We start from the raw sequence: 26,766 nt of genomic DNA, 5'->3' as shown, positions 1-26,766 counted from the left end.
ATCTGGGGCTGGATGGGGAATTGGGTGAGCCGGTAACACAACCTGTTGCATCGTATTGGTTAGAGCATTTCCCCTGTTGCTGGGTATTCCGGAAGGGCGTCCAGCGGCGTTTTCATTGCGGAAAACGCCCATAGGATGCGAAGCCCTACACTACACCACAGGGAAAATGCTCCATGGGGGTAGAGATGGCCGAACGCAAACGGGTAGTCATTCTGGGTGCAGGATTTGCCGGTCTACGCGCAGCGCAGACTCTGGCGAAGCAGGCGATGGATATCACGATCGTCGATCGTCGTAATCACCATACCTTTCAGCCGCTGCTGTACCAGGTGGCTCTGGCGGTGCTGAATCCCTCCGATATTGCTCAGCCGATTCGTGCGGTCTTTCGGCACAATTCCAATGTCGAGGTGCTGATGGATGAAGCCATTGGCTTCGACACCGATCGCAGGCGGGTCGATCTTCGGTCGGGTGCACAGCTTACCTACGACTATCTGATCGTCGCCACCGGATCGACGCACTCCTACTTCGGGCAGGACGAATGGTCCAAGCTGGCTCCCGGTCTCAAGACGATCGAAGACGCTGTGGAGATCCGCCGACGGGTGCTGCTGGCCTTCGAACTCGCCGAGCGCGAGATGCTCGAAAAAGGCACGCACCCGGAGCTGAACTTCGTCATCATCGGTGGGGGACCGACCGGCGTAGAGCTTGCCGGCGCCATCTCCGATATCGCCAAGTTATACATGCGTCGTGACTTCCGCCACATCGATCCATCACAGGCCAAGGTTCTGATCCTGGAGGGCTCGCCCAGCATTCTGGCTGCGTACCCGGAGGATCTTCGCGAGAGCGCTGTCCGTCAGCTCAACGACCTTGGAGTTCAGGTCCTGACCGGGCAGCACGTCACCGATGTCCAGCCGGGGTACGTGATTCTGGGCACTGGACCGGACGCAAGGCGGATCGATACCGTCGTCACCCTATGGGCTGCGGGCGTGCAAGCCTCACCGCTCGGAAAGCTGCTTAAGGTGGAGATCGACCGGCGTGGCTGCGTACTAGTGGACCAGTTCCTAAACCCAAAGAACCATCCGGAGATCTTCATCTGCGGCGACCTTGCGCACGTGGAGCAGGATGGGCGTCAGGTTCCCGGTACCGCGCAGCCGGCCATGCAGATGGGCGTCCATGCCGCAAAGCTGATCCTCGCCGATATCAACGGGGAGAAGCGTACTCCGTTCCACTACTTCGATAAGGGCGACATGGCCACCATCGGCCGTAAGGCGGCGATCGCCAAGGTGATCTGGCCTTTCAAGGCGCACATGTCTGGTTTTCCTGCGTGGATCGTCTGGCTGGTGATCCACATCAGCTTCCTCATCAACTTCCGCAGCCGGTTCTCGGTCTTCCGCCAGTGGGCGTACACCTATCTCTTCTTCAAGGATGGCGCACGGCTGATTGTGGGCTCACAGAACCTGCCAGGATGGAATGAACAGCAGGTCGAAGAGAAGCTCGACCTCAATGCTCCGGAGCTCACCGCAAAACGATAGAGCGTTTCTCCTGTAGGTGTAGTGCAGGGCTTATGCATCTATGGGCGTTTTCCTCAATGAAAACGCCGCTGCACGCTCTTTCCGGGATACCCTGCAACAGGAGAAATGCTCTAGGTAACCATCGAAGGAGAAGTCATGGCGCACGCGAAGCTGCTCATGTTGGTTGGCGACTACGTTGAAGACTATGAAGTCATGGTGCCGTTCCAGACCCTGCAGGTGCTGGGACACACCGTCGATGCCGTTTGCCCTAAGAAGAGCAAGGGCGAGTTTGTCCGCACGGCGATTCACGACTTCGAAGGCGACCAGACCTACAGCGAGAAGCGCGGCCACAACTTCATGTTGAACGCGACCTTCGTCGAGGTAGACGTTGCGCAGTATGACGGCCTGGTGATTCCAGGTGGCCGGTCGCCGGAGTATCTACGGACGGATGAAGACGTGTTGAAAACTGTGCGCCACTTCTTCGAGGCGGGCAAACCGGTGGCGGCTGTCTGTCATGGTCCGCAGATTCTTGCCGCAGCGGGCGTGCTGCAGGGGAAAAAGATCAGTGCGTATCCGGCGTGTGCATCAGAGGTAAAGCTGGCCGGCGGATCGTATCAGCCGATCGGGATGACCGAGGCGGTTGTGGATGGAACGCTGGTGACAGCTCCCGCATGGCCGGCGCATCCGGCGTGGCTCTCAAACTTCGAAAGCGTGCTGCAGGAGTATCTCGTCTCTCGTCTCGCGGTCAATCTCACTTCCAGGTCTTGAAGCCCTGCAATCCTGAGAAGCGACGCGTCGCAGGATTGCGGGTCCGCGAAGGATGCCGGAACATCCTCCGCGGGATCTTGGAGAGAGAAAGCAGGTACTGCTTTGCTTACGCCATCTTCCGGCGTCCGCTCGCGAGCTCACGGACGTGATTCATGAAGATGGAACGCTGCAGGCTGTCCAACTGGCTGACATAGCCGGCAATCTCTGCCAGGAATGGATCAGCCAACAGCACAGCAGCCTCATCGGTGCGGCGCGAGCGCGAGTCACGCAGCAGCGCCGAGATGTCGACCTGCAGCGCGTTAGCGAGCCGCTCCAGAGAGCCGAGCGTCGGCATCGCTTTGCCGTTCTCAATCTTTGAGATGTAGGTACGCGGCACGTTCATGCGCGTCGCCAACTGGCGCTGCGACAGGTTGCGGACGCGACGCAGATCACGCACAGCGGTCGCTACCTGCAGCGAGCCTTCCTGAGCCGGTTGTGGCGGAACGATTGCAAGGGGTGCTGGTGCGACCTCCGGCTCATCAGCCTCAAGCGGCTTGTGGCAGCGGCGGCACAGCGCATTTGTAGTCCGGAACTGAACCAGACTGCAGTGATCGCAACGAAGAACTTCCCGCTGTTCAACGGGAGCCATCATGGTTGCCATATTTAATTGTCGCGAAGTCGCCAGAGCAAGGGACCCGCCCACCCGTCAATGCCTGGACGGTGTGGATGTGCCTAGATTGACACCCGGTTACTGCTTAGTCAAGAGGAATCCCGATGATTATTAGCTAAAACAGGGAGAAAACCCGAAAAAGAACCAAAAGAGTAACTTGTTTCCCACCGCCATACTTCACCTCTGAGGAAAAGGAGGACGCTTTCTCACTTGAGCAGATGCTTCGCAATCCCGTTACCATGTCTCACATGCATTCATATACCCGCGATCGCGCATGGGAAGTATTGAAGGAGTGGACCGAGTCTGCCAGCCTGATCAAGCATGCACTTGCCGTGGAGGCCTGCACAGAGTTCTACGGCGCCCGCGAGGCGGAACGATTGGGCTTAAGCGGAGACGAGTCCGCAGCGTTCACCGAGAAATATGCCATCACCGGCCTGCTCCACGACTTCGACTATGATCGGCACCCATCGCTCGAAGAACATCCCTTCGTCGGTGAGAAGGTGCTTGCGGAGCAGGGCTGGCCCGAAGAGATCCGCCGCGCCATTTTGTCCCACGCAGACTACAGCGGCGTACCGCGAGAGACGCACCTGGAGCGGGCGCTCTTCGCCTGTGACGAGCTCGCAGGCTTTCTGACGGCGTGTGCCTTGGTAAAGCCAAGCAAGTCGATCTTTGAGGTCGAAGTAACAGGCGTAAAGAAGAAGATGAAAGACAAAGCCTTTGCCCGCGCCGTAAAGCGTGAAGACATGACACAAGGCGCAGAGCTGCTGGGGATTCCTATCGACGATCACATCAACAATTGCCTGACAGCCCTGCAGGCACGCGCAGAAGAACTGGGCTTGAAGGGAACCGCAGCTTAGGAATAACCCATACACCGGGTGCCCAGGTCCCGAGGGGACCTGGGCATTCGCGCTACGCGCGAACGTGTTTGGTTTGTTATTTTCTGGCGAAGAGAGCCCGCTTTCTAGAGAATGCTTTTATGCCAGAGAAGTTGGTAACGCCCAGTGAATGGGCGGGTTTTTATCAGACACGCAAGCGAACCAAGCGAACTGCGATCGGGGCGGTCTGTATCTTCGCAACGCTTCTTGTCATAGATCTCGTATCCTGGCCGCGACATAACCAGAACCTGACGCTGCTTCGCCTGGCGCTCTATATCGGGGTAGTTCTGGCTTCTCTCCTTGTGTTGACGTGGGCAATTCAAGGCTGCTTGGAACGGAGGCATCTACTTTGCCCAGTATGCAAAGGTTCCTATGCCGGTTTCTGGACGATATCGATGCGTAGATGCCGGTCCTGTAAGGTTGTGCTCCCTGCCGCAAGACTGGGTTGGATTTCGTCGCGTACGAAGATGCTGTTTCTTCTCCTCGTCATTTCCGGCGGATACATCACTTATGTCATCGGAAAGGAGATGGAAGAAAGACGACCATGTGAGACCGCAATGATGATGGAGGCATTTGCTCTTCAGGAGGGTATGGTCGGCACAACTCCTCATCCCTGCTGGATAGTGGATCGGCCATTGCCGGTGTCTTACAAAGTGATGGCTTGGCTTCTGATGTTTTCCGTGGCAGCGACTCCGGTTTCACTCGCCTTCGATTGGCGCAAGTACTCTAAGCTGCGGGCATTCACCTGATGTTTTCTCGCAGATTCCTTATCTTCTTCGCGCTCTTTCTGGTGGCCTTTATCCCGACTGTCTATCGAATAAAGACCGAGATGGCCGAGTGTCATCGGCTCGAGAAGCGTGTCTCTGAGAAGACTCAATTGCCACAACCGGCCGAGAGCGGCGTCGTAATGTTTCAGTTTTCCTGCGAGGCCCAGGTTGGGCATCTTCGTACCCCTGGGCAACAAGTTCAGGGCTTGCTGTTGCTGGTATGTGGTTCCGTTATATTGATCACGTTCTTGCAGGATCTCTGGTTCTGGATTCCGAGGAGGAGGACGGTTCGTTTCTTTGAGATCACCCGATAGACAGCACGTTCTAAGACAAATCAAAAACATCTATCGAGCTTCGCTCGATCTCCCACATATGCTGCGCATATGTGGGGCACCCGATCTCTACCTACGCCCTCAATAACGACTTCGTTTCACGCTCTGTAGAACTCCGTCCCTGCCGCAACACCTGATTCGTCATCAACAACTCCGCCAGCATCTGCCGCAGCCGCTCATTCTCTGCTTCCAGCTCCGCCAGCCGGGGCATCAGCAGATCGGTTCTCAATGTCTGTTCATCCACGGCTTGCCTCCTCTTTTTTCGGGACTTCATCGCCGCGTCCCCACGGCCCGCCGCGGTATCCGGGGTGTCCTGGCCAGCAGCGGCTGCCGCGCAGGCCTTCACGTAACTTCTCGCGCTCTTCCGGAGACATCTGTTCCCAGCGCTCGCGCATATGACGTCCCCAGCGGTAGCCGTCATGATGTCTGCGACCGTGAAAGCCGCCAAAGAGCAGCTTGCCAAGAACAAAGAGCCCGAGTGCCTGCCAGTAGGTGATGCGGGGCAGGGCGAAGATCGCCGGCATCAGTGCATTCCACAGCAACATGACCGCAAATCCAACAACCGTTGCGGCCACCGCCGCGATCAGCAACACCTTCACAATTTTGAATGGCTTTCTCATCGCCTACCTGCTTTCAAATACGTCTTTCATCTCTTCCAGCCGCTCCCGCAGATGCAGCACGGCATATCGTTTGCGCGAGAGCAGGGTACTTACACCCACACCGGTCGCGGCGGAGATCTCTTTGAAGCTCAGCCCGTCGATCTCATGCGCGATAAACACCTCGCGCTGTGCCTGTGGCAGCTCATCCAGAGCTTCTTCAATCAGATCCATCAATACCTCTCGCGCATACGCTGCTTCCGGGCCTGCATCGCGTGAGGGCAATAGATCCTCAAGCGTCAATGAGCTGTCGTCCATCACTGGCTGCTGCAATGACTCCGGAGTCTTCTTCCGGAACATATCCGTGATCCGGTTGCGGGCAACGGTGAACATCCACCCGGTAACCGTTTCCACCGGCTTCATCATTCGGTAGGTCTCCACCAGCTCGTAGAAGACCTCCTGCAGAATGTCCTCGGCCTGGTCGGCATCCTTCACCCGTCGGCGAATGAAGCTGCGCAGACGGGGCTTATCGCGCTCCATCGTCTCGGTAAGGAACCGGTCCTGTTCGTCGAGGCTCATCTCGTGCGTCATGCGCTTCGCTCATCCTGTAGAACGAAGCAACTCAAAACATATTGCAGATTTTCTTGTAGAGTATTTTCCCTGTAGGAGTAGAGTAGGGCTTCCGCATCCATGGGCGTTTTCCGCGATGAAAACGCCGCTGCGCTTCTCTTCCGGGATACCCAGCAACAGGGAAAATGCTCTAATACTCGGTAGAGATGGCGCGGCCCCTCAGTCCGGAAAAACGCTCCGCCCTGCTGCAGGCGGCAATTCATGAGATTGCCGCCGCGGGACTCTCCGTCTCCACGTCACGGATTGCAAAGCGCGCGGGAGTGGCCGAAGGAACTCTGTATACCTACTTCGCCACCAAGGAACAGCTTCTCAACGAACTCTATCTTGAACTAAAGGCGGAGATCTACGGCGTCATCCACAAAGGTTTCCCCGTAAAAGGTTCGCTCAGGGACCGTGCCTGGCACGTCTGGTCCGTCAGCCTGGACTGGGCAATCGCCTACCCGGAGAAGCGGTCCGTCTCCATGCGCCTGAACCTTTCGGAGGTGCTGACGGAGGAGACCAGGGCGAAAAGCGCCGCCATGCGCGGAGAGGTAGATAGCGCCCTCGCCGGGGTGGAAGAACGCATCGCCGCGAAGGGATTGCCCAAAGGCTTCGCCAGCTCGATGATGGGCGCCATGCAGGACGCCGCCATGGAGTACATCGCCAAAAAACCACGCCAGCGCGAAAGCCTGAAAGAAAAGACGTTTGATCTCTTCTGGCGTGCTTTGCAGTAGCAGCAGAGTAGGGGCCGTCATCCATTCAGTTGTCCGTTTCGTTCACCGTTCGCGCGTAGCGCGAATGTAGTGCTTAAGGGGACGGCTTCAAGCCGTCCCGCATACCCGCCGAAAAGAAGAGCGGCTTCAGCCGCTGAGGTCAGGATTTAGCAAAGCAGATCCCTGCGGGATGACAAAAACAAAAGAGGGTAGCTTGAATTAAATAAATGAGCAACTACTCACTCATTATGGAATCTGATCTTGCAGGAGGAATTCTTAAGATGAGCAAGGTCTGGTTGGTAACGGGAAGCGGCAATGGTCTCGGGCGGGACATCGTGGAGGCTGCCCTTGCAGCGGGAGATTCGGTGGTCGCCGGTGCGCGACGGATCGAGGAGCTTGCACCGCTGATGGCCCAGTACGGAGAACGCATCAAGCCGGTGAAGCTGGAGGTTCGGGACGAGGCCGCCGCACAAGCAGCTGTGCAAACCGCCATTGATACTTTCGGCTCCCTGGACGTTCTGGTTAACAACGCCGGCTACGGATTGTTTGCTCCCTTTGAGCAGATCTCTCCGGAGGATTTCCAGGCCGTTGTCGACACCTGCTTGTATGGCGTGGTCTACACCACACGCGCGGCCTTGCCGCAGATGCGTAAGCAGCGCAGCGGGCTGATCTTTCAGGTCTCGTCGATCGGCGGCCGCATCGCTATGCCGGGGAATGCTCCGTATCACGCCGCCAAATGGGCGGTAGGCGGCTTCAGTGACTCGGTTGCACTCGAGGTCGCACCCTTCGGCGTAAAGATTTGTACCCTGGAGCCGGGCGGCATCCGCACCAACTGGCTTCGCCGCGCCGGTGCAGGCCTTCCGGATCTGCTGCCGGACTACGAGCCCTCGGTCGGACAGCTTATCGCCCTGAGAGACAAATATGAAGGGCACCAGGAGGGTGACCCGAAGAAGATCGCGGCTCTGATCGTGAAGCTGGCCAACAGCGAGGAGGTGCCCATGCGGCTGATCCTCGGCGTGGATGCCGAGAAGCGGGTCAGGATGGCGGAAGATGCGCGTCACCAGGAGGCGGAGCGCTTCCGGGACCTGACACATTCCACTGTCTTCGAGGGAACAGTACCCTTCGCGGAACTGCAGACGCGGTAGTGGCCTCTAAACCGGGGGAGGGCCGCTCAGCGGTCTTTCCCGGCGTGGAGCGTCAGGCCGAGCAGCTTGCCGACGTAACGGTCTGCCATGCGAGCGGGCACGATCTTTGGGAGTATCCACCCCCGAAATCTATGAGGCACCACCGCGTACCTGGTCTTCGGCCTGGAAGCCGTAAGCGCTGCGAGGATCACCTTGCCCACACGCTCGGGCGGGAATCCCTGCCTGCCCTGGGTGAGGAAAATCTGTGCAAAACGCTCCAGCGCCGTGGCGTATTCGGTCTGGCGGAACTGTTCGATACCGATGGCCTCTGCCTTGTCCCAGATGGGGGTTACGACGGCGCCCGGAGCCACCACGATCACGTCGATTCCGTGCAGCAAAAGTTCGCGCCGCATCGATTCTGAAATAGCTTCCAGCCCAAATTTGGACGCAGCATAGGCTCCCAGGAAGGGCGAAGCCAGCTTCCCGGAGACGGAGCTGACATTCACGATGCGCCCGGGCGGCCCAGTACGGCCGCGGTCAGCACCCAGCAGGGGAGCAAAGACCTGGCTCAGGCGAACCGGAGCCACCAGATTCACCTCGAGCTGACGCCGGAAGTCGTCGATCGGCAGGTAGGCCAAAGGGCCATGCACGGCGATGCCGGCGTTGTTGACCAGCCCAGCCAGTGTCTCTCCTCCGAGTGCAGAGCGGACCTCCTCAAAAACTCGCTGGATAGAGGCCTCATCCGTGACGTCCATCAGAAGGGGAGTGCACCAGGATTGCAGCATGTGGAAATCTTCCTGCCGGCGAACGGTGCCGAAGACATGGAACCCATGCCTGGTGAGAACTCTTACGGTAGCCAGGCCAATGCCGCTGGAGGCTCCGGTAACGACAACCGATCTGCGGGACATGCCGCCAGCCTACACCGGGTGTGGTGCACAAAGAAAAACGGAGCGCTCAGGGCGCTCCGTGCTTGCGAGAGTGCAAGAAATCCTTTAGCCGACGACTTCGATACCCATCGAGCGGGCCGTACCCTTGATCGACTTGATCGCGGTTTCCACGGAAGCGGCGTTCAGGTCAGGCATCTTCTGGATAGCGATTTCGCGAACCTGAGCCTCGGTAACCTTACCAACCTTGTCCTTGTTCGGCGCGCCGGCGCCCTTCTGAATACCAGCAGCCTTCTTCAGAAGATTGGCGGCGGGGGGCGTCTTAGTCTCGAAAGTGAACGAACGGTCAGCGTAAACCGTGATCACGACCGGAATAGTCATTCCGGCGAGTTCTTTATTCTGCGTGCGGGCGTTGAACTGCTTGCAGAACTCCATGATGTTGACCTGCGCCTGACCGAGAGCGGGGCCGATCGGCGGCGCCGGGTTGGCCTTACCGGCCTCAACCTGCAGCTTGACGTATCCTTGAACCTTTTTCGGTGCCATGTTGCTTGTCCTTCGTGTCTGCGCTGGGCGCAGACGTAGATTTCACTTCCATGCTGACTGCCGCGGGTGAAGCCCCCGCCGCCAGCGCGGCCCGGTGGTAGAAGACACCAGGCAAAACCTTCGTACTAGACGATCTTGTCGACCTTGGAGAATTCGATCTCGACTGGAGTTGCGCGGCCGAAGATCGAAACCATGACCTTGAGCGTCTGTTTGTCCTCGTTGACGTCGTCCACCGTGCCATTGAAGTTCGCAAACGGCCCTTCCGTGATGCGTACCTGCTCGCCCTTGTCGAACTTGACCTTGAGCTTGGGCTTCTCCTTGGAGACATCGGCGCGGAAGAGAATGGAGCTGACTTCTTCTTCGCTCAGCGCTACCGGCTTGTCGCCGGTGCCCAGAAAGCCCGTAACCCGCGGCGTGTTCTTGATGATGTGCCACAAGTCGTTATCGAGATCCATCTCGACCAACACGTAGCCGGGCAGGAAGACGCGCTCGATGGTGTACTTCTTACCGTTGCGGAGCTCAGTCACCGGCTCCGTGGGAATCATCACGCGGCCGATCTTGTTCTGCAGACCGAAGGCTTGTACGCGGCTCTCGATAGACTCGCGCACCTTGCGCTCAAAGCCGGAGTAGGCGTGGATGATGTACCACTTGAAGTTTTCATTCGTCGGAGGCGCGAGTTCGGCGGCGGGAACCTGCTCACCACCGTCGTTGCTGCTGCCTGCCGGGTTCAGTTCTTCTGACATGGATGCCTTCTTCAGAGTGCGGGGAAATATTAGTGCGAGGTCAGCTTATCCAGGACGACTTCAATGCCCTTGCCAATGACGTTGTCCACAATCCAGAAGTAGAAGGCGAAGACAAACACGGTCACGATCACGACGATCGTGGTCGAGCGGACCTCGGTCGGCGAGGGCGAGACCACCTTCTTCAACTCGTTGCGCACGTCCTTGAGAAAGCCGCTCAGCTTTGCCGGCTGGGACTTCCAAACCTGCATTCCCTGGTTCTGCTCTTCTGCCACTGCGACCGCCTTGGCCATAAATGTACCTTCTCGAATCTTTGGCAGGGGCGGAGGGATTCGAACCCCCAAGTTCGGTTTTGGAGACCGACAGTTTAACCGTTGAGCTTACGCCCCTGTGATGACTTACCCCGCCAGACCGGCTTCCGCCTGTCTCTCTGGACGGGGAAGTCCCTTACTTGGTTTCCTTATGCGCGGTATGCTTCCGGCAGAACTTGCAGAACTTCGAGAATTCCAGACGGCCCGTGGTCGTCTTCTTGTTCTTGGTGGTCGAATAGTTCCGGTTCTTGCACTCCGGGCACTGCAGGGTAACGATCTCGCGCATAATTGCTCTCCTTCACTTGGCCAGCCACTTCGACTGGCAAGCAGCTATGTCATTCACTGGACGTTTGACCGCCCTCCCGACACGCCGCGACGCAGGGCATATGGCCCCTGCTACCAAAATCCTGAGTTTTGTTCCTGGAAGCGAAGCGGTCAGGCCACGCATCGCCTTGGACTATTATCCACGAAACCCGTTGTCAGGGGAAGGGCGGAAGCCGAGATTGCTGATCGAAAACGCAATCTTCTGTGGAAGTTTCTTACGCGCTAAGTCTCTCGAAGCAAAAACAAAAGCGGCGAGCCGAGGCTCGCCACTCTTGTTGATGATTGCGTCAGGCACTTACGCGCAAAGCGCGTCTTCCACCATCCGCTGTGGTCTTACTTGACGATCTCAGCGATGGCGCCAGCACCGACGGTGCGGCCGCCCTCACGGATCGCGAAGCGGAGACCCTTCTCCATGGCTACCGGCGTGTGCAGCGTTACTTCCAGGCTGACGTTATCGCCAGGCATCACCATCTCGCGGCCCTCAGGCAGCTTGACCGTGCCCGTTACGTCGGTCGTACGGAAGTAGAACTGAGGACGGTAGTTGGAGAAGAACGGCGTATGACGGCCACCCTCTTCCTTCGACAGGACATACACCTCGCCCTTGAACACCGTGTGCGGGGTGATCGACGCAGTCTTGGCCAGCACCATGCCACGCTCCACGTCTTCCTTCGCTACACCGCGCAGCAGAAGACCGGCGTTATCGCCCGCCAGACCCTCGTCCAGCTGCTTCTTAAACATCTCCACGCCGGTGACAACAGTCTTGCGGGTGTCGCGGAAACCAACGATCTCCACTTCCTCGCCTACCTTCACCTTGCCACGCTCGATACGGCCGGTAACCACCGTTCCACGGCCGGAGATCGAGAAGATGTCTTCGATCGGCATCAGGAACGAAAGGTCAACCAGACGGTCAGGCTGCGGTACGTTGTCGTCCACGGCCTGCATCAGCTCGTCGATCTTGGCTTCCCACTGTGCTTCGCCGTTCAGCGCGCCCAGAGCCGAGCCACGGATCACAGGAACGTCATCGCCCGGGAACTCGTACTTCGACAGAAGCTCACGCACTTCCATCTCCACCAGGTCGATCAGCTCAGGATCCTCAACCGCATCGCACTTGTTCAGGAATACAACGATGTATGGTACGCCTACCTGGCGAGCCAGAAGAACGTGCTCCTTGGTCTGCGGCATCGGACCGTCGGTCGCTGCCACCACCAGGATCGCGCCGTCCATCTGCGCCGCGCCCGTGATCATGTTCTTGATGTAGTCGGCGTGGCCGGGGCAGTCCACGTGCGCATAGTGACGGTTCGCCGTCTCATATTCCACGTGCGACGTCGAGATCGTAATACCACGCTCACGCTCCTCAGGAGCGTTGTCGATCGTGTCAAACGAACGGAACGCGTTCTTCGGATTGTGCTTCGACAGGACCTTCGTGATCGCTGCCGTCAGCGTCGTCTTACCGTGATCGATATGCCCAATCGTTCCCACGTTTACGTGCGGCTTCGACCGGTCAAATTTTTCCTTCGCCATCTTCTTCTCCTGTCAGATTGCACACCCGGCCAACTGCAGCCGGTTTTGTTTCAAAACTAATTTTGGGGTTTGCGTAACGCCTCAGTAGTAGGCGTACACCTTCAGATATTTCGCCCGCAGCTCGGGAGCGACCTTCTCCAGGGTGGAGAGGTAAAACTCACGGATCATGCCTCTGTCACCATCGCTGAGCTTGGCGTAGCTGTTGGAAGCAGCAGTGCCAAGCTTGCCGGCGGCAAGAACCCGCTCGAACTCGCGGACGCGCAGTCTGCTGCGATCCAGCGACTTCAGGAAGTCCTGTACTTTTGCGGAGGAAAATGAAAGCTCGATTGCGGCTTTGACCGCGTTAAACGTCTGCTGGTCTTGCACAGGAATTACTGCCTGCTCGTACATCCAATCTCCTCGACAACACCGAAGCATCTGGAGCGGGAGACGGGAATCGAACCCGCGACCAACAGCTTGGAAGGCTGTGACTCTACCACTGAGTTACTCCCGCCCGCCTTACAAAAATCTGGAGCTGATGATGGGGCTTGAACCCATGACCTCTCCCTTACCAAGGGAGTGCTCTACCACTGAGCTACATCAGCTTCTTCACATCCTGCCGATACTTCATGCGGCCTAGCAGGATACGTACAGCAAAAAATCCCAGCAGAATCATGGTGAGGGAGCGGTATTTACCCGGCTCCATTGTCCCCCAGGCTGCTGCTGCCAACCCAAGAAGCACCACCAGCGCGATGGTCATTCGACCGGAACCGCCCGCGCTTAAATCCATCGGCTCCGCCTCACAAACTTAGTGGTGCACAGGGGAGGATTCGAACCTCCGTAGCGCGTTGCGCGGCAGATTTACAGTCTGCTGCCATTAACCACTCGGCCACCTGTGCACATTGTCACCCCTACCGCACGCAACCCCGCATCACAACCAGAACAACCGTTGAGATGGCAGGAAGTGCAGCCGGGAGGGGCGTTACTACCAAAACCTGCGCTGCCAGGGGAGCTAATTGGAGCTGGCGAAGGGATTTGAACCCCCGACCGTCTGATTACAAATCAGATGCTCTACCAGCTGAGCTACGCCAGCCCAAACAGCAATCTGCGCTGCTGTTTTCAAGAGCAGCGCAGAATCAAATCTAGCACACAGACGGCTGTGCGTAAAACCGAGGCAGGAGCAAAATCGATGAAAGCAGGCCCCTAGGCACAAGAAGGGCCGACTCCATATGCGGGACACGGTTGCCGCAGGTTATCTTTTCCTGCAGTCTGTCGTCCCACAGAATAGTTCCTGAGGTGTACTCCTATGCTTCGTTCCCTAGCCCTTGGCACGCTGCTGGTTCTTCCGCTTCCCGTAAGCCTGGCGCAAGACGTTACCGGCACACAGCAGGAGGGCCCCGCATCCCCCAACGTCGGCGCTCCGAAAGAGCAGAAGACGCTGACCAACGACGCCATCATCCGCATGGCCAAGGCGGGGCTGGATGAAGACCTCATTGCGCAGACGGTGCGGACACAACCTGGAAGCTACGCCACCGGCCCCGACGATCTCATCGCGCTGAAAGAGGCTGGTGTCTCCCAGACAGTGATCTCCGCCATGCTTGCCAAAAACTCGGGTATGACAGCCCATACCGAGAGGCCGATCGACCTGCCGCCCGCTTCGTCACAGGTGGACGATATCGGCGTCTATTACAAGCTGCGCGAGACGCAGGACTGGCAGCCGATGCCGATCGAGTTGGTGAATTTCCGTCAGGGCGGAGCCCTGAAGTCGACCCTCACCAACGGCATCATCAAGAAAGACATGAATGGCCACGTCAAGGGCTCGAGCGCAAAGCTCAACATGCGCGCCGGCGACCAGATCCTGATCTACACGCCGGGCGGCACGCAACCGGAAGAATACCTTCTGCTGCGCTTCCGCCAGCACGCCGACAATCGCGAGTTCCGCACCGAGACCGGCAACGTCTTTCACTCCCAGTCCGGAGCCGAGCGTGACTCTGTCTCCTTCCAGCCGCGCAAGATCGGAAAGAACATGTACGCCTACGAGGTCCCCGACCTTGAGCCAGGCGAATATGGCGTTCTGCCCCCTGGCAACGTGAATCAACGGGGCATGGCGAATGCGGGGAAGATCTATACATTTGCTATTGGAAGGTGAATTGAATAATTGCTAATTGAATGATTGAAGAACTGGTTGCCGCAGCTGCTGGTTTCAATCATTCAATTATTCAATCCTTCCATTCTTCAATCATGATCGAGCTTGCTCGATCCCTGCGAAACCCGCACAATCAATACGCATGCGAAAACGCACGCGGTACTCGCTGCTGATCGCCCTGGCGCTGCTTGGTGCGCTGGTGGTCGCCATTCTTCTGCGCAAGAACGCTCCGCCTGAGGTGGCGCGGCTGCTGCCGGAGTCCGACGGTATTCTCTACCTCAACCTGAAACCCATCCGCTTGATCACGAAGCTGGATCAGAAGGCGATTACGCGCACGCCGGACTACCAGAAGTTCATCGATGCGACCGGTTTTCTTTTTGAGCGCGACCTCGATGCTGTGGCCTTTTCGTTGCACCGTATGGATGATCCAACCGGCCCAAACGGCCCGGTGGCCTACTCGGAGGTCTTCGAGGGGCGCTTCGACGGCAAGCGATTGAGCGACTATCTGCGTTCCATTTCCAGCTCGACCGAGAACTATGCCGGCCACGAGATCTTCACCGTGCCGGTTGAGAACCGCAAGCTGCGGGTCACCACCCTCGGCTACGACATGGTGGCCGCCTCTAATATGCCAACGGCTGAGCAGCTCCACTCCATTCTCGATCGCTACCGCGCCTCGGCTTCGCCCTTCTCCGGCTCCTCGCTGCTGGGCGAGCATTACAGTTCTGTTCCACTGCTCTCGTTTGCGTGGGGTATCGGTCAGATCGGCCTGCCTTTGACCGAGAGCGGCAATATGAACATTGGCGGCGTACAGCTTCCTCTGCCACAGGATGCGACCTTCGTCGCCTCGGCGCGTTTTGTCGGTTCACTCCGCTTGCGAGTGGAAGAGATCGCAGCCAACGAACAGGCTGCCGCCCGCGATGCGGGCAATATGAACATGTTGCTGACGCTCTTTCGGGGCTTTGAGTTGAACCAGGCCCGGTCGGCCGAAGACACGCTGCTCCTGGAAGCCCTGGCGAATACCAAAATCGAGCAAAAGAAGGAGCGCACGGTCCTTACCTCCGCTATCTCTCTCGATGCGCTGCGGCGAGCGTCCAATAACCAGAAGTAGGGGAAGGGTGGGCGTGGGGATTTGAATAACCGTTCGATTGCACTGCTGAAGTGGATTGTCTTTCCTCTCAGCCTGCTCCCGTTTGTGCGGGTCGCCTGGCGTTTCTGGCTGGCAGCCAGCGGAACGCAGCCGGACGCTCTCGGCGCCGATCCGGTCAATACGCTTACCCACATCACCGGCGACTGGACGATGTGGTTTCTACTGATCTCTCTGGCGATCACACCTGTCCGCCGCCTGTCGCCGAAGCTGGCATGGCTGATCCGCTTCCGTCGCATGCTCGGCCTCTTTGCTTTCTTCTACGCAACGTTGCACCTCGGCACCTATCTCTTTCTCTTCTCGGGTTACGACGTGAATAGCGCATGGGAGGGAGTGAAGTCCGGGCATCTGAGCGTGTTGTGGACGAACTTCGTCGCCGTCTGGCCCACCATCCGGGAAGATGCGATGAAACGTAAGTTCGTCCAGGTGGGCCTTCTGAGCTGGTTCATTCTGCTGCTGCTGGCGCTCACCAGCCCGCAATGGGTGCTGCGCAGGATGGGCGGTAAGCCCTGGCAGCGGCTGCATCGCTGGGTCTATGTCGCGGGAGCACTCGCTGTCATCCACTACTGGTGGCTGGTGAAGAAGGGCGTGCTCACACCGTGGAGGGATACCGCCGTTCTGATGGCGCTGCTTTTGGGCCGTCTTGCGTGGATGCTGTGGAAGCGGAGCAAGGCACCGGCGACCACCCGCGCGGCACAAACTGTATAAGACACGACCTTCGCAACTTTCTCTGGCGGCTACGGTTCTAAACAGGCACGCGGAGGTACGTCCCCCCATGCGCCGAGCGTTTGTTGGTTTTGCAGTAGTTCTTTTGCCTGCCATCCTGCTTCCGGCCCAAGTGCCGAAGGCGAAAGCCCCTAAGACCGAGAAGGCTACGCCCTTGCAGCCCCTCACCGAGCGCGAGCGAGCGCAGCAGATTCTCAACCGATTCACCTTCGGAGCGCGGCCGGGCGAGGTGGAGCAGGTCCTCTCCATGGGAGTCGACAAGTGGCTTGCTCAGCAGCTCGATCCCAACAGCATCAAGGACGACGTGGTGGCGCGGCGCCTGGGCGACTATCCTGTCCTGCGCATGACGCCGGATCAGGTGGTGCAGACCTTCCCAGCGCAGTTCGTGGTGCAGCAGGTCGCCGAAGGCAAGATGCCTAAACCGTCGGACCCGCAGCTGGCCGCAGTCTACGAGGTCGGGCTCTGGCGCTGGCAGAAGTCGCTGGACGACAAAAAGGTCGATGCCGACGGTACCAGCCACATGCCTACGCCGGAGCAGCAGGAGGAGCAGAAAAAAGCTGATCAGGCCACTGCGGCACGTATCGCCGGAGAACTCTTCGCCATCGACCGCAAAGACCGCATGGCGAACCTGCTTTCGCGGCCTGTGGCCGATCGTGCGGCTTTTACGCAGTACGTTGCCGGAGAACAGCGCAACCTTCTGATCGGTGAGTTCACGCCACGCGAGCGGGAGTACTTCTATGCCATGGCCGCCCCCTCAGGCTCCAGCTATCGTGCACTGCAGGAACTGAGTGAGGCGAAGATGCTGCGCATGGTGTTAAGCGAACGCCAGGTGCAGGAGGTGATGACCGACTTCTGGTTCAATCACTTCAACGTCTACGGTCCGAAAGACTCCGACCAGTGGTATACGCCCGCCTATGAGCGCGACGCCATCCGGCCCTACGCTCTGGGCAAGTTCCGCGATCTGCTGCTGGCGACCGCCAAGTCCCCGGCGATGATGGTTTACCTCGACAACTTCACCTCCATCGGGCCCAATAGCGAAGCCAACGGTGGCAAACGAATTGACGGCAAGCGCAACGGCCGCGGGCTCAACGAAAACTATGCACGCGAGGTGATGGAGCTGCATACCGTCGGTGTGAATGGTGGCTACTCCCAGGCAGATGTCACGAAGCTCGCCGCCGTCCTCACCGGTTGGAGCGTCGATAACCAGAACCTCGGCGGCAAATTCGTCTTCGATCCCAAAAAGCACGAACCTGGGGAGAAGCTGTGGTTCGGCCAGACCGTTCCGGACGATCCCCAGAACGGCCAGCAGCAGGGAATCAGCGCTCTGACCAGGCTTGCGTCGATGCCGCAGACTGCGCATTTCATCAGCTGGAAGCTCGCGCAACGCTTCGTTGCTGACGACCCTCCGCCGGCACTGGTCGACCGTATGGCCGATACCTTTCAGCAGACCTACGGAGATATCAAGCAGGTACTTCTGACTATGGTGCACTCGCCTGAATTCAACTCGCGGAAGTACTTCCGCAACAAGGTGAAGACGCCGCAGGAGTTTCTCGCCTCAGCCTTCCGCGCCACAGCAACCGATCCCGGCAATCCCGGTCAGATGGTGCAGACCCTGCGTCAGATGGGAATGCCCTTCTACGGCAAGCTGGAGCCGACCGGCTACTACATCACCGCCGATCACTGGATGAATACCACTGCGTTGATCGACCGGCTGAACTTCGCTATGCAGTTGACGCAGAGCAAGTACGGAGGGCAGAAGTTCGACTCATCCCGTCTGCTTGCCGTCGGCCTGATGTCGCAGCCTTCAGTTTCCGGAGGAGTGAAGCCAGTCAGCACCCCTGCGAACAATAACGAGGTCCGGGCGGTGAAGATCGTCGATTCGGTGTCGTCTGTGCGAGGACGTACGCCCTCGCAGGTGACCGGAATGGACGTAGCCCTGGATGTGCTGGAAAAGACCCTGGTGGGAGGCCCGGTCTCGGAGAAGACGAACGCCCTGATCCATCAGCAGGTCGCGCAGCCGGCGCCACAGGCGCAGACCGGATCTCAGCTCGATCAGCGCCAGGCCCAAACCAGTCAAACCCAGCAGGCTGCCCAGCAACAGCAACCTATGAGTCCACCCGACACGCTGAATATGCTGACGGCCCTGGTCCTCGGCTCTCCGGAGTTCCAGGTGCGCTAGAAGTATTTATGCCGGTATATCTTTAGATTTGCACGGGGACAGCTTCGTGTGCCTCTTCCAGCAGATCGATGGTTTTCTGCAGCCGCTGAAGGTCGAAAGCGCGGCGGAGCACATAGACCGGAACGTTCGAGACAATGGCCCCTGAGGTGGTGAAGATAGCTTGCCGGCGGCCAAGCAGCTCTCCTGCCCGGCGGCGGAAGACCTGTTGCTGTACCAGCAGCAGGGCATCCATTCCGGTTTTCCGTAGAAGGGTAGCGGGCTCGCCGTCTTCGCCACGCTCCAGAAAATAGATAGCCGCCAAGGGAGTGGTCTTCTGTGAGAAGGCGGATACATTTTCAAAACGGAAGTGATACTTGCCCTGCAGTGCGGCATGAACGCCGGACTGTTTCAGGTCGGGGAGAACCTCCAGCGACTGCGGCAGCAGTTTGACGCGAGGAAAGGCCGGACGCACAGACCACCCCTCCGCTGTTGGCTCCAAAGCGCAGACATCGTCCGAGAGCATGGTGTGTCCCCGCTGGGTGAGGGCTGCGGCAAGGGTAGACTTGCCCGCTCCGGAGCGTCCGGAGAAGATGACGGCGCGGCCTCCCAGGCTCAGGCAGGAACCGTGCAGGGGGAAGACGCCGCGCTGGTGGCAGATCATGCCGAGACCTGTGCCATACAGGAAGTTCCGGACCTCGATCGGATCTGCGCCGGGTTCGACCCGCAGCCGGATCTCACAGCCGTCCCTTACGGAAAACGTACAGATGGAGGTCATCTCAACGCGAGCGAGAGCGGGTGCTTCGATCTGAAAACCGGGCCAGGCCGCAGGCGCGGCCGGGTCGACGAGCTCCGGCTCGTTCAGGGTCAGCGTGATGTCTGGATGATGCTGGGTGTCCTGCCAGAGGGCGAGTTCGGGCAGCGGAAATTCTGAGCGTACATGCCAGCCGCAGAGGAAGTAATCTGTTGCAGAAGTGGTCACGGGGAGATCGCTTCCAGTTTTACAACAATCTACGAGGATGGGGAAAGAGTTATGCCAGCTGTACACGAACCGATCAGACTCCAGGACCGCTATGCCTGGAGCGACGAGCAGATTGGATCCGAGGTCGACGGCAACGTCGTTCTGATGAATCTTGCCAAAGGGCACTATTACGGCCTGGACACGATCGGCAGCGACATCTGGCGGCGCCTGCAGCATGGACCCGAGGTCGGCGTTATGGTGCGTGAGCTGGCCGAGACCTACCATCACGACGCGGCCGAGGTGGAGCGTGATGTGCTCGCACTGATGGAAAAGATGCGAGAGCAGAACCTGATTCGCCGCCTGTCATGAGTCTGAGCGGTAAATTCGGATTATGGCGTGAGCTTCCCATTGCTGCCGAGGCGACAGCCTGGCTCTTTCTGTCGTGGCTTGTGCTCGATGTGCTACCCGGCAAACTCTACCGCCATTGCATGCAGCCCCGGCTGCGGGCCCGGGAGCTTGCCGAGGAGCAGAGGCTGCGGCAAATCAAACGCGTGAGCTGGGCGGTGCAGCGTACCTCGATCCGCCTGCCCTGGCGTTCGGTCTGCTTCCATCGCGGCATCGCGGCGCACCAGATGCTTCGCCGGCGTGGTATTGCATCGATCCTGCACTATGGCGTGAATCCCAAAGAAAATCTGGCGGCACATGTATGGGTCACGGCCTCAGGGCGCCCGGTTGTCGGTGTGCGCGAAGCTGTGGGTTATACCCAGATCGCTGTATTTCCGGACGCGGGAAAGAACACCGGCGCAAGTGTCCTCAACGCACACGCCAGCTTCCGCTGAGGCCGGGAGTTTGATGACACTTCTTTTTTGTCATTTCGGAGCGTAGCGGAGAAATCTGCTTCTCTACCGATACTCTTCTCCTCTACCGATACCCTTCCGGGTTGGTGAGAAAAGGCGGTCGCGCATAGCGCGATACTCCTATTCTTCGCAGTGAAATCGCGAAGAATAAGCAGATTTCTCCGCTACGCTGCGAAATGACAAACAAAACCCTATAGGTCGAATATTTCTAGCGCAGATTGGCGATCCAATACCCGAACAGCGCCAGGCCAAGCGCGGCGGCCAGGAAGGTGACGGTCTGGCGGGTCAGGTATTTTTCACGGCCCGCAGTCATGCACGGCAGCAGGGGAACACCCATTGCCAGGCCACACAGAAAGCCGCCGACGTGGGCGCTGTTGTCGATGTGAATGCCGGTGTCGCGGAACAGTGTAGCCACGCCGATAGCCAGGTTCAGAATGGCGAACTGGATCACCGATCCACGCAGCTTCTTGAGCTCCGGCCACGGAATCGGAAGCCTGCGGTTTGAGAGCAGCACGATCAGGATTCCGGCCAGACCGAAGACCGCACCGGAGGCTCCCGCGCCTGCCGAAAAGTAAAGAGGGCACCAGTTGCGATCCCAGGCGCAGAGAATGACGTTGAAGGCCATGCTCAGCAGGTTTCCTGCGGCGCCAGTCAGGATGTAGACCGCAAACATGCCGCGGCGGCCCAGAAGAGGTTCTCCCAGGAGCCCCAGATTCCACAGGCACCACATGTTGGTGGCTAGATGGAGGATGCCAACGTGGACGAACATTGCCGTCAACAGGCGCCACCATTGTCCCTCCAGGACCAGTGCAGTGATGTTGGCTCCATAATGCTGCAGATCCTGGGGAGAGGGCAGTGTCAGCGAAACCCCATGCAGCACCATCCATAAAAAGACAGCGCAGTTGACGCCGAGCAGGGTATAAGTCGCCGGGGCGGCGAGAAAACGCCAGCCGGAGCGGTTCTCCTGCGGCTGCGGCCCGGGCTCGGGCGGCAGAACATCAGGCTGCGGTGCAGAAAGGGGGGATTGTTCGGCGGGGTCCATCAAATGGGTCTTGCTTCCTTCAGGGTAGCACTTTGCGGGTTTGATGCCGTCCCGTCCAAGACGGGTGCCGCTAAAACAGCAAAGCCCCGGACATTGCCGGGGCTTTGAATAGTTTAGAGGAGCGAGCTCAGGCGCGCTTGTAGCGTTCCCGCCCGTCGTCAGAGATACGCTCCTGCAGCATTCCGTTCAACACCTTGGGAGCGGGGGTCGCAACGGCGACCAGAACCCAGGCGATCGTGGAAAACAGAAGGCCGGCTACGGCGGCATCCTTCATCGTCAAAGCCCACTCCACACGCCGCAGGTGCAGGTGCGCCAGGGCAACCTGGGACAGGCCGGCGTAACGGTGAAGGATCGCGACCGCAATGATGAAGGCAAGTACTGAAAGCGTGCTGACAACGATCAGAGAGACGTCGACGGTACGATGCAGTTGCTGACGGCTGCGGCAATGGTCGCATGCTGCCAGATGGCGCTCATAATCGACCCGCATCTCCGGGGTTAAGCCCGAGATGTCATACCGCCATCCGGAGAGAATATCGCCAACTACCTGATCCGTGCATTCCGATGTGCGCATGCAGCTCCTTCCCGGCACAAAACCATAGTGTTCATGGGGAATGTGAATTCCATTTTACAAAGATTTGACTTTCTTCCGATCTAAAAAGATTCTCTGTTTCAGCGTCTTACAGAGAGATCGGTTCCAGGGGCAGATCCTGGCGTGCAAGCAGGACTTTATTGCCCAAAAGACTCATTTTTCCGTTCAGGGCTTCCTCGGCAGCGATTTGTGCCAGCTCCGGAAGGTTATTGCTTTCAGAGAGATGCGCCAGAATAACGAACTGCGCTCCGCCATCGTAATCCTTGCCGAGAAAGTCGGCAGCGGCATGGTTGGAGAGGTGCCCGACCCGCGACATAACCCTTTGCTTGACGCTCCAGGGGTAGGGTCCGTCGCGGAGCATCTCAGGATCGTGATTGGACTCAAGCATCAGGACATCACACCTTCTGACGGACTGCTTGACGTTAGGGGGCATATAGCCCAGGTCAGTGGCAATGGCGATGCGGCAGCCATCCGCCTCAAAGACAAAACCGCAGGGGTCGGCGGCATCGTGGGGAATGGTGAATGGGGTGACGTCGATATCGCCGATGGCGAAGTGCTGCCCGGCGGCAAAATAGCCTACGGACGGCAGACGCGCCGGATCGGCTTTTGGGGAGTCCGCGTCGTTCTCGATTTCATCTTCCTCGGCTTCCGCCTGTATTTCTACGGCTGCAGATTCTCCGGAGGAAGCGGCGTTGTCCGGGCCCTTCCCATAGACAACTTCCATCTCCTGCTCGCGTTGGGCCAGCCATTGGGCATAGGTCATGCGGCGCTGCGGAGACATCTGGCGCACCCAGGCACGGTGGGTCTGCTCAGTAAAGTAAACGGGAATACCCAGCTTGCGTGCCATCACCGGGAGGCCGTTCACATGGTCCTGGTGTTCGTGAGTGATCAGGATTGCGTCCAGTGCCTGCGGATCTTCACCGGCTGCCCGCATGCGTTTCATCAGTTCGCGGCAGCTAAGGCCGGCATCGACCAGGATGCGGGTCGAGCGGGAGGAGACCACGGTGCTGTTGCCCTTGGAACCCGAAGCCAGCACCGTCATTCGCATGACGTTAACGATACGCCCCTCCGCTGTGCAAACGGAGGGGGTTATTTGGTTTGATACCCGGCTACTTTTTTGCCGAGCGAAGCGGCGCCAGGAAGTTGACCCGGCTGCGCATCACGATCTCTTCCCGCTGGTTCAGGGTAAGGGTCTGGATGGTTACCACGCCAAAGTTCGGCCGCTTGTTGGACTGCCGCACACCGACGACTTCGGTATCCGTATGCAGGGAGTCGCCGGGACGTACCGGCTTGGTCCAGCGGATCTCTTCCACGCCGGCGCCGATCATGCCGCCTGCAACCCGAATGGTTTCCACGCGCATGCGCATAACGATGGCTGCGGTGAGCCAGCCGGAGGCTGCCAGGCCTCCGAAGAAGGAGTTCTCTCCCGCCGTTTCGTCCAGGTGAAAGGGCTGAGGGTCGTATTTTTCGCCGAACTCTTTGATATCCGCCGCGGTCACCTTCACGCTGCCGTGCGATTGAAACTTCTGCCCCAGGTGAAAATCTTCAAAGTAAAGCTCGTTCCCCATACGCTCCTCGTTGTTGAGCGAAGTCTATCAAAGCGGGATACGGACAAGCAGGCAAGTGATGTTATCGGCGCCGCCCATCACGTTGGCCTCTCCGATCATCGAACGGCAGACCAGCTCCAGATCGTCGCCCGCGGCCCGCAGATGCCGTGCCAGATCGCTGTCTGACAGATCGCGGGTCAGGCCGTCAGAGCACAGCAGATATAAGTCACCGGGCAGTGCATCATCGCAGTGGACCTCGGTATCGACGTCGCTCTGAGAGCCGACGGCACGTGTGATGACATTGCGGATGGGAGAGAACTCGGCCTCCTCCGGTGTGATAAGACCGGCGCGGAGCTGTTCTTCGACCAGGGAGTGATCCTGGGTCAGGCGGTGCAGCTCACCCTTGCGCAGACGGTAGCATCGCGAGTCGCCAGCATGTGCCGTCCATACTTCAAATGGGGCCTCATGGCCTTCCTCGCTGCGCTGCACCAGCAACGAGACCAGGGTTGTGCCCATACCACGCAGGTCGGGCGAGGTCTTTGCCTTGGTGATGACGGCTTTGTTGGCTGCGGCAACGGCATCGTCAAGAAGTTGAGCCGGAGAGGTACGACGTTTTGCAGCTTTGCGTGCGCCGAACTCCTTCAGAAAAGTCTCCACGGCAAGATGGCTGGCAATCTCACCGGCGGCAGCTCCACCCATGCCGTCACAGACCACGAAGAGCCCGGCCTTTGCATCGGCGCCGCAGGCGTCCTCGTTGCCTTTGCGGACACGGCCGACGTCCGACAGCATGGCGTGCTCAAGCTTCAGATCCCGACGGGCTTCCATCCACCACCGACGATACACGCTTCCGTGAAAGGACGATTGCATTTTTCAGCGCATCGGTTAGCCTCAAAGTCACTGTGGGACGAATTCTGCTCGGTGACAATCTCTCCAGACTCAAGAAGCTAGCTACCGGCTCTGTTCCGCTGATCTACATCGATCCGCCGTTCAATACAGGCCGCATCCAGAAGCGGCAGCGCATCCGCACCATCCGCGATGAGGTCCATGGAGACCGAAGTGGATTTGCTGGGAAACGGTATCGCACGGAAAAACTGGATGGCCCGGCGGGCTATCACGATATCTTCGACGACTTTCTCGGCTTTCTGCAGCCCCGCCTGCAAGAGGCCTACCGTGTGCTTTCACCGGCAGGATCGTTCTTTCTCCACCTGGACCCGCGCGAGGTGCACTACGCCAAGGTGATGCTCGACGGTATCTTCGGCCGTGAATGCTTCCAGAACGAGATCATCTGGGCATACGACTACGGCGCCCGGTCGAAGTCACGCTGGCCTGCCAAGCACGACAACATCCTTTGGTACACGAAGGATCCCGCGAATTTTACCTTCCATCTCGACGAGTGCGACCGCATCCCCTACATGGCTCCGAAGCTGGTTGGAGAGCAGAAAGCGGCAAAGGGAAAGACGCCGACCGATGTCTGGTGGCACACCATCGTCTCGCCCACAGGGAAGGAGAAGACCGGCTACCCGACGCAGAAGCCGCTGGGCGTGCTGGAGCGCATCGTGAAGGTGCACTCCAATCCCGGCGATCTAGTGCTGGACTTCTTCGCCGGTTCAGGAACAACCGGAGAGGCCGCCGTCCGCAACGGCCGCGACTTCCTCCTGATGGACTCAAGCAAAGAAGCTGTCGCCATCATGCGCAAACGCCTGGCGAAATGGACCAGGAAAAAGAAGTAGAAAGGGCGCGGTCATCACCGCGCCCCTTATTCAATCATTCCCTTATTCAATCATTCCCTTATTCAATCATTCCCTTATTCAATCATTCCCTTATTCAATCATTCCCTTATTCAATCATTCCCTTATTCAATCATTCCCTTATTCAATCATTCCCTTATTCAATCATTCCCTTATTCAATCATTCCCTTATTCAATCATTCCCTTATTCAATCATTCCCTTATTCAATCATTCCCTTATTCAATCATTCCCTTATTCAATCATTCCCTTATTCAATCATTCCCTTATTCAATCATTCCCTTATTCAATCATTCCCTTATTCAATCATTCCCTTATTCAATCATTCCCTTATTCAATCATTCCCTTATTCAATCATTCCCTTATTCAATCATTCCCTTATTCAATCATTCCCTTATTCAATCATTCCCTTATTCAATCATTCCCTTATTCAATCATTCCCTTATTCAATCATTCCCTTATTCAATCATTCCCTTATTCAATCATTCCCTTATTCAATCATTCCCTTATTCAATCATTCCCTTATTCAATCATTCCCTTATTCAATCATTCCCTTATTCAATCATTCCCTTATTCAATCATTCCCTTATTCAATCATTCCCTTATTCAATCATTCCCTTATTCAATTTCCCGTCGGGTTCTTCCAACTAGCAACCAGGAACCAGCAGCCAGCAACTACCTTTTAGCTGTCTTCCCGCACCGTAGCCCGGAAGCCATAGGTCTCATACCGTGTCGAGAGCTTGCCGTTGGAGACGGACACATCGGTGTAGCCCTCGGGCGATCCCATGTGCGTACCCTTCCACCAGTTGCCGCTCACAGCGCCGGAGGTGATGTACTGCACGCCCTTCCAGGTAACGACCTCGTTGACGTGTGTATGGCCCTGCAGCACGGCCAGAACGTTGTGCCCTTCGAAGGTCTTGATCACCTCTGCCGAGTTCGCCACCGTCAATCCATGATGCGCTGAAGGCTTAGCCGGAGGCGGGAGGTACTGCTCATAGGCCGAGATGATTGGAATGTGGCTGGTCACGATGACCGGAGTTCCGGCAGGGACTTTCTTCAGATCGGCGTCCAGCCAGCTTAGCTGATCTGCTTCAATGCGGCCTTCATAGGCGCGGTCGCTGGTGATAAAGATCGAGTCCAGAATGACGAAGTGAATGCCCTTGTGATCGAAGGAGCGGTAGCGAGCACCCATGCGGTCTTCAAAGGTCTTCTTGCCATAGAGCGGATCGGTAGGGGAGACGCCGCTCTTGGGATAGATGCCCAGCACATCGTGGTTGCCGATGGCATGGTGCACCTTCAGGCCAAGGTCCTGCTCGGTCTTGTTGTAGAGATCGAAGAGGCTGAGCGCACGCGAGGTTGGAACCTCCAGGGAGTCGAAGACATGATCGCCACCCTGGATGGCGAAGTCAGCCTTGACGGTCCGCATCTTCTTGAACGCCATATCGCAGCCCTTGGCAGCATCGAGCTCCGGCTGAATGTGGGTGTCGGTCAGGAAGAGGAAGGTGAAGTCCTGCTGCTGAGCGTGGGCGGACGGAGCGTCGACACCGAGCGCAAGTGCGGCTCCGGCGGTACCGGCAAGCGTAAGAAAGTCTCTGCGATGCATGGCAAAAACG

Annotated in this window: 32 protein-coding genes and 5 tRNA genes; 12 read left to right on the top strand and 25 right to left on the bottom strand. The window is 58.1% G+C overall.

The window, feature by feature from the left end; all coding sequences use genetic code 11:
• The first annotated feature begins 185 nt into the window (after window positions 1-185).
• The gene (locus FTW19_RS20625) at window positions 186-1,526 is read left to right on the top strand and encodes an NAD(P)/FAD-dependent oxidoreductase (RefSeq protein ID WP_147649437.1); all 1,341 of its coding nucleotides are present in this window, start codon (window positions 186-188) and stop codon (window positions 1,524-1,526) included.
• Window positions 1,527-1,661: 135 nt separating this feature from the next.
• A complete protein-coding gene (locus FTW19_RS20620; RefSeq protein WP_147649436.1) occupies window positions 1,662-2,273 on the top strand; it encodes a DJ-1/PfpI family protein in 612 nt (203 codons plus the stop codon).
• A 106-nt stretch (window positions 2,274-2,379) separates the two neighbouring features.
• Here FTW19_RS20620 and FTW19_RS20615 read toward each other — a convergent pair whose 3' ends face one another.
• On the bottom strand, window positions 2,380-2,913 hold the full coding sequence (locus FTW19_RS20615; protein WP_147649435.1) for a helix-turn-helix domain-containing protein: 534 nt from the start codon (window positions 2,911-2,913) through the stop codon (window positions 2,380-2,382).
• Between the two features lie 248 nt (window positions 2,914-3,161).
• Between FTW19_RS20615 and FTW19_RS20610 the strand changes: the two genes are divergently transcribed.
• A complete protein-coding gene (locus FTW19_RS20610) occupies window positions 3,162-3,779 on the top strand; it encodes an HD domain-containing protein (RefSeq protein WP_246153422.1) in 618 nt (205 codons plus the stop codon).
• Between the two features lie 664 nt (window positions 3,780-4,443).
• Here FTW19_RS20610 and FTW19_RS20605 read toward each other — a convergent pair.
• The 4 genes from FTW19_RS20605 to FTW19_RS20595 form a co-directional block, all read right to left on the bottom strand.
• Window positions 4,444-4,740, bottom strand: a complete 297-nt coding sequence (locus FTW19_RS20605; RefSeq protein ID WP_147649434.1) for a hypothetical protein — start codon at window positions 4,738-4,740, stop codon at window positions 4,444-4,446.
• Between the two features lie 229 nt (window positions 4,741-4,969).
• Window positions 4,970-5,140, bottom strand: coding sequence for a hypothetical protein (locus tag FTW19_RS25910; protein ID WP_187143081.1), 171 nt, complete (start codon window positions 5,138-5,140; stop codon window positions 4,970-4,972).
• The gene (locus FTW19_RS20600) at window positions 5,133-5,516 is read right to left on the bottom strand and encodes a hypothetical protein (RefSeq protein WP_187143080.1); all 384 of its coding nucleotides are present in this window, start codon (window positions 5,514-5,516) and stop codon (window positions 5,133-5,135) included. Before FTW19_RS20600 ends, FTW19_RS25910 begins: the two co-directional genes overlap by 8 nt.
• 3 nt (window positions 5,517-5,519) lie before the next feature.
• Entirely contained in the window at window positions 5,520-6,083 is a 564-nt protein-coding gene (locus FTW19_RS20595) for an RNA polymerase sigma factor (protein ID WP_222705482.1), read from the bottom strand.
• A 185-nt stretch (window positions 6,084-6,268) separates the two neighbouring features.
• On the opposite strand from FTW19_RS20595, the gene FTW19_RS20590 reads away from it, so the two are divergent.
• Both FTW19_RS20590 and FTW19_RS20585 read left to right on the top strand, forming a co-directional pair.
• Window positions 6,269-6,835 (top strand): TetR/AcrR family transcriptional regulator, encoded by a 567-nt coding sequence (locus FTW19_RS20590; protein ID WP_147649433.1) that lies wholly within the window; start codon window positions 6,269-6,271, stop codon window positions 6,833-6,835.
• Between the two features lie 260 nt (window positions 6,836-7,095).
• Entirely contained in the window at window positions 7,096-7,959 is an 864-nt protein-coding gene (locus FTW19_RS20585) for an SDR family NAD(P)-dependent oxidoreductase (protein WP_147649432.1), read from the top strand.
• A gap of 26 nt (window positions 7,960-7,985) precedes the next feature.
• On the opposite strand, the gene FTW19_RS20580 is transcribed toward FTW19_RS20585, so the two are convergent.
• The 13 genes from FTW19_RS20580 to FTW19_RS20520 form a co-directional block, all read right to left on the bottom strand.
• Complete coding sequence (locus FTW19_RS20580; RefSeq protein WP_147649431.1) at window positions 7,986-8,846, bottom strand: SDR family oxidoreductase; 861 nt, start codon at window positions 8,844-8,846, stop codon at window positions 7,986-7,988.
• A gap of 84 nt (window positions 8,847-8,930) precedes the next feature.
• Window positions 8,931-9,365: a 50S ribosomal protein L11 gene (rplK, locus tag FTW19_RS20575; RefSeq protein ID WP_147649430.1), complete on the bottom strand. Its 435-nt coding sequence runs from the start codon at window positions 9,363-9,365 to the stop codon at window positions 8,931-8,933.
• Window positions 9,366-9,490: 125 nt separating this feature from the next.
• A complete protein-coding gene (gene nusG, locus FTW19_RS20570; RefSeq protein ID WP_147649429.1) occupies window positions 9,491-10,108 on the bottom strand; it encodes a transcription termination/antitermination protein NusG in 618 nt (205 codons plus the stop codon).
• Between the two features lie 29 nt (window positions 10,109-10,137).
• Window positions 10,138-10,398, bottom strand: a complete 261-nt coding sequence (gene secE / locus FTW19_RS20565) for a preprotein translocase subunit SecE (protein WP_147649428.1) — start codon at window positions 10,396-10,398, stop codon at window positions 10,138-10,140.
• Window positions 10,399-10,419: 21 nt separating this feature from the next.
• Window positions 10,420-10,495 (bottom strand) — tRNA-Trp (locus FTW19_RS20560).
• Window positions 10,496-10,552: 57 nt separating this feature from the next.
• Window positions 10,553-10,702 (bottom strand): 50S ribosomal protein L33, encoded by a 150-nt coding sequence (gene rpmG / locus FTW19_RS20555; protein WP_147649427.1) that lies wholly within the window; start codon window positions 10,700-10,702, stop codon window positions 10,553-10,555.
• Between the two features lie 371 nt (window positions 10,703-11,073).
• On the bottom strand, window positions 11,074-12,261 hold the full coding sequence (tuf, locus tag FTW19_RS20550; protein WP_147648592.1) for an elongation factor Tu: 1,188 nt from the start codon (window positions 12,259-12,261) through the stop codon (window positions 11,074-11,076).
• 81 nt (window positions 12,262-12,342) lie between these two features.
• Entirely contained in the window at window positions 12,343-12,651 is a 309-nt protein-coding gene (locus tag FTW19_RS20545) for a hypothetical protein (protein ID WP_147649426.1), read from the bottom strand.
• A 28-nt stretch (window positions 12,652-12,679) separates the two neighbouring features.
• Window positions 12,680-12,754 (bottom strand) — tRNA-Gly (locus tag FTW19_RS20540).
• 16 nt (window positions 12,755-12,770) lie between these two features.
• Window positions 12,771-12,845: transfer RNA gene (locus FTW19_RS20535), tRNA-Thr, on the bottom strand.
• A complete protein-coding gene (locus FTW19_RS20530; protein ID WP_147649425.1) occupies window positions 12,836-13,030 on the bottom strand; it encodes a hypothetical protein in 195 nt (64 codons plus the stop codon). The genes FTW19_RS20535 and FTW19_RS20530 overlap by 10 nt, the downstream gene beginning before the upstream one ends.
• A gap of 22 nt (window positions 13,031-13,052) precedes the next feature.
• Window positions 13,053-13,139, bottom strand: a tRNA-Tyr gene (locus FTW19_RS20525).
• 118 nt (window positions 13,140-13,257) lie between these two features.
• Window positions 13,258-13,333, bottom strand: a tRNA-Thr gene (locus FTW19_RS20520).
• Window positions 13,334-13,546: 213 nt separating this feature from the next.
• Between FTW19_RS20520 and FTW19_RS20515 the strand changes: the two genes are divergently transcribed.
• From FTW19_RS20515 to FTW19_RS20500, 4 genes are all read left to right on the top strand, one after another.
• Window positions 13,547-14,389: a hypothetical protein gene (locus tag FTW19_RS20515; RefSeq protein WP_147649424.1), complete on the top strand. Its 843-nt coding sequence runs from the start codon at window positions 13,547-13,549 to the stop codon at window positions 14,387-14,389.
• A gap of 139 nt (window positions 14,390-14,528) precedes the next feature.
• Window positions 14,529-15,494 (top strand): hypothetical protein, encoded by a 966-nt coding sequence (locus tag FTW19_RS20510; RefSeq protein ID WP_147649423.1) that lies wholly within the window; start codon window positions 14,529-14,531, stop codon window positions 15,492-15,494.
• 21 nt (window positions 15,495-15,515) lie between these two features.
• Entirely contained in the window at window positions 15,516-16,238 is a 723-nt protein-coding gene (locus tag FTW19_RS20505; RefSeq protein ID WP_147649422.1) for a sulfite oxidase heme-binding subunit YedZ, read from the top strand.
• 67 nt (window positions 16,239-16,305) lie between these two features.
• On the top strand, window positions 16,306-18,435 hold the full coding sequence (locus FTW19_RS20500; RefSeq protein WP_147649421.1) for a DUF1800 domain-containing protein: 2,130 nt from the start codon (window positions 16,306-16,308) through the stop codon (window positions 18,433-18,435).
• A gap of 22 nt (window positions 18,436-18,457) precedes the next feature.
• Here the strand turns inward: FTW19_RS20500 and FTW19_RS20495 are convergent, their stop codons facing one another.
• Window positions 18,458-19,393 (bottom strand): HPr kinase/phosphorylase, encoded by a 936-nt coding sequence (locus FTW19_RS20495; RefSeq protein ID WP_187143079.1) that lies wholly within the window; start codon window positions 19,391-19,393, stop codon window positions 18,458-18,460.
• A 51-nt stretch (window positions 19,394-19,444) separates the two neighbouring features.
• On the opposite strand from FTW19_RS20495, the gene FTW19_RS25905 reads away from it, so the two are divergent.
• Both FTW19_RS25905 and FTW19_RS20490 read left to right on the top strand, forming a co-directional pair.
• Window positions 19,445-19,741, top strand: coding sequence for a PqqD family protein (locus tag FTW19_RS25905; protein WP_187143078.1), 297 nt, complete (start codon window positions 19,445-19,447; stop codon window positions 19,739-19,741).
• Window positions 19,738-20,211: a lasso peptide biosynthesis B2 protein gene (locus tag FTW19_RS20490; protein WP_147649419.1), complete on the top strand. Its 474-nt coding sequence runs from the start codon at window positions 19,738-19,740 to the stop codon at window positions 20,209-20,211. The genes FTW19_RS25905 and FTW19_RS20490 overlap by 4 nt, the downstream gene beginning before the upstream one ends.
• 226 nt (window positions 20,212-20,437) lie before the next feature.
• Here the strand turns inward: FTW19_RS20490 and FTW19_RS20485 are convergent, their stop codons facing one another.
• From FTW19_RS20485 to FTW19_RS20465, 5 genes are all read right to left on the bottom strand, one after another.
• Window positions 20,438-21,271: a rhomboid family intramembrane serine protease gene (locus tag FTW19_RS20485; protein WP_246153421.1), complete on the bottom strand. Its 834-nt coding sequence runs from the start codon at window positions 21,269-21,271 to the stop codon at window positions 20,438-20,440.
• 127 nt (window positions 21,272-21,398) lie between these two features.
• Entirely contained in the window at window positions 21,399-21,842 is a 444-nt protein-coding gene (locus FTW19_RS20480; protein WP_147649418.1) for a hypothetical protein, read from the bottom strand.
• Between the two features lie 106 nt (window positions 21,843-21,948).
• Window positions 21,949-22,908 (bottom strand): MBL fold metallo-hydrolase, encoded by a 960-nt coding sequence (locus tag FTW19_RS20475; protein ID WP_147649417.1) that lies wholly within the window; start codon window positions 22,906-22,908, stop codon window positions 21,949-21,951.
• 61 nt (window positions 22,909-22,969) lie between these two features.
• Window positions 22,970-23,428 (bottom strand): MaoC family dehydratase, encoded by a 459-nt coding sequence (locus FTW19_RS20470; protein WP_147649416.1) that lies wholly within the window; start codon window positions 23,426-23,428, stop codon window positions 22,970-22,972.
• A gap of 27 nt (window positions 23,429-23,455) precedes the next feature.
• On the bottom strand, window positions 23,456-24,232 hold the full coding sequence (locus FTW19_RS20465) for a PP2C family protein-serine/threonine phosphatase (RefSeq protein ID WP_147649415.1): 777 nt from the start codon (window positions 24,230-24,232) through the stop codon (window positions 23,456-23,458).
• A gap of 74 nt (window positions 24,233-24,306) precedes the next feature.
• On the opposite strand from FTW19_RS20465, the gene FTW19_RS20460 reads away from it, so the two are divergent.
• Entirely contained in the window at window positions 24,307-25,137 is an 831-nt protein-coding gene (locus FTW19_RS20460; RefSeq protein WP_147649414.1) for a DNA-methyltransferase, read from the top strand.
• 698 nt (window positions 25,138-25,835) lie between these two features.
• Here the strand turns inward: FTW19_RS20460 and FTW19_RS20450 are convergent.
• The gene (locus FTW19_RS20450; protein ID WP_147649413.1) at window positions 25,836-26,756 is read right to left on the bottom strand and encodes a metallophosphoesterase family protein; all 921 of its coding nucleotides are present in this window, start codon (window positions 26,754-26,756) and stop codon (window positions 25,836-25,838) included.
• Window positions 26,757-26,766: the final 10 nt, after the last annotated feature.

It is taken from the genome of Terriglobus albidus (assembly GCF_008000815.1).
Classification (GTDB): Bacteria; Acidobacteriota; Terriglobia; order Terriglobales; family Acidobacteriaceae; genus Terriglobus; species Terriglobus albidus_A.
The sequence above is the reverse complement of the archived record's forward strand: the minus strand, read 5'-3'. Positions and strand labels throughout refer to the sequence as shown.

Coding starts and splice junctions, on each gene's coding strand:
- FTW19_RS20625 (WP_147649437.1), top strand. CDS start 186: ATGGCCGAACGCAAACGGGTAGTCATTCTGGGTGCAGGATTTGCCGGT.
- FTW19_RS20620 (WP_147649436.1), top strand. CDS start 1,662: ATGGCGCACGCGAAGCTGCTCATGTTGGTTGGCGACTACGTTGAAGAC.
- FTW19_RS20615 (WP_147649435.1), bottom strand. CDS start 2,913: ATGGCAACCATGATGGCTCCCGTTGAACAGCGGGAAGTTCTTCGTTGC.
- FTW19_RS20610 (WP_246153422.1), top strand. CDS start 3,162: ATGTCTCACATGCATTCATATACCCGCGATCGCGCATGGGAAGTATTG.
- FTW19_RS20605 (WP_147649434.1), bottom strand. CDS start 4,740: ATGCCCAACCTGGGCCTCGCAGGAAAACTGAAACATTACGACGCCGCT.
- FTW19_RS20600 (WP_187143080.1), bottom strand. CDS start 5,516: ATGAGAAAGCCATTCAAAATTGTGAAGGTGTTGCTGATCGCGGCGGTG.
- FTW19_RS20595 (WP_222705482.1), bottom strand. CDS start 6,083: ATGACGCACGAGATGAGCCTCGACGAACAGGACCGGTTCCTTACCGAG.
- FTW19_RS20590 (WP_147649433.1), top strand. CDS start 6,269: ATGGCGCGGCCCCTCAGTCCGGAAAAACGCTCCGCCCTGCTGCAGGCG.
- FTW19_RS20585 (WP_147649432.1), top strand. CDS start 7,096: ATGAGCAAGGTCTGGTTGGTAACGGGAAGCGGCAATGGTCTCGGGCGG.
- FTW19_RS20580 (WP_147649431.1), bottom strand. CDS start 8,846: ATGTCCCGCAGATCGGTTGTCGTTACCGGAGCCTCCAGCGGCATTGGC.
- rplK (WP_147649430.1), bottom strand. CDS start 9,365: ATGGCACCGAAAAAGGTTCAAGGATACGTCAAGCTGCAGGTTGAGGCC.
- nusG (WP_147649429.1), bottom strand. CDS start 10,108: ATGTCAGAAGAACTGAACCCGGCAGGCAGCAGCAACGACGGTGGTGAG.
- secE (WP_147649428.1), bottom strand. CDS start 10,398: ATGGCCAAGGCGGTCGCAGTGGCAGAAGAGCAGAACCAGGGAATGCAG.
- rpmG (WP_147649427.1), bottom strand. CDS start 10,702: ATGCGCGAGATCGTTACCCTGCAGTGCCCGGAGTGCAAGAACCGGAAC.
- tuf (WP_147648592.1), bottom strand. CDS start 12,261: ATGGCGAAGGAAAAATTTGACCGGTCGAAGCCGCACGTAAACGTGGGA.
- FTW19_RS20545 (WP_147649426.1), bottom strand. CDS start 12,651: ATGTACGAGCAGGCAGTAATTCCTGTGCAAGACCAGCAGACGTTTAAC.
- FTW19_RS20530 (WP_147649425.1), bottom strand. CDS start 13,030: ATGGATTTAAGCGCGGGCGGTTCCGGTCGAATGACCATCGCGCTGGTG.
- FTW19_RS20515 (WP_147649424.1), top strand. CDS start 13,547: ATGCTTCGTTCCCTAGCCCTTGGCACGCTGCTGGTTCTTCCGCTTCCC.
- FTW19_RS20510 (WP_147649423.1), top strand. CDS start 14,529: ATGCGAAAACGCACGCGGTACTCGCTGCTGATCGCCCTGGCGCTGCTT.
- FTW19_RS20500 (WP_147649421.1), top strand. CDS start 16,306: ATGCGCCGAGCGTTTGTTGGTTTTGCAGTAGTTCTTTTGCCTGCCATC.
- FTW19_RS25905 (WP_187143078.1), top strand. CDS start 19,445: ATGCCAGCTGTACACGAACCGATCAGACTCCAGGACCGCTATGCCTGG.
- FTW19_RS20490 (WP_147649419.1), top strand. CDS start 19,738: ATGAGTCTGAGCGGTAAATTCGGATTATGGCGTGAGCTTCCCATTGCT.
- FTW19_RS20485 (WP_246153421.1), bottom strand. CDS start 21,271: ATGGACCCCGCCGAACAATCCCCCCTTTCTGCACCGCAGCCTGATGTT.
- FTW19_RS20480 (WP_147649418.1), bottom strand. CDS start 21,842: ATGCGCACATCGGAATGCACGGATCAGGTAGTTGGCGATATTCTCTCC.
- FTW19_RS20475 (WP_147649417.1), bottom strand. CDS start 22,908: ATGCGAATGACGGTGCTGGCTTCGGGTTCCAAGGGCAACAGCACCGTG.
- FTW19_RS20470 (WP_147649416.1), bottom strand. CDS start 23,428: ATGGGGAACGAGCTTTACTTTGAAGATTTTCACCTGGGGCAGAAGTTT.
- FTW19_RS20465 (WP_147649415.1), bottom strand. CDS start 24,232: ATGGAAGCCCGTCGGGATCTGAAGCTTGAGCACGCCATGCTGTCGGAC.
- FTW19_RS20450 (WP_147649413.1), bottom strand. CDS start 26,756: ATGCATCGCAGAGACTTTCTTACGCTTGCCGGTACCGCCGGAGCCGCA.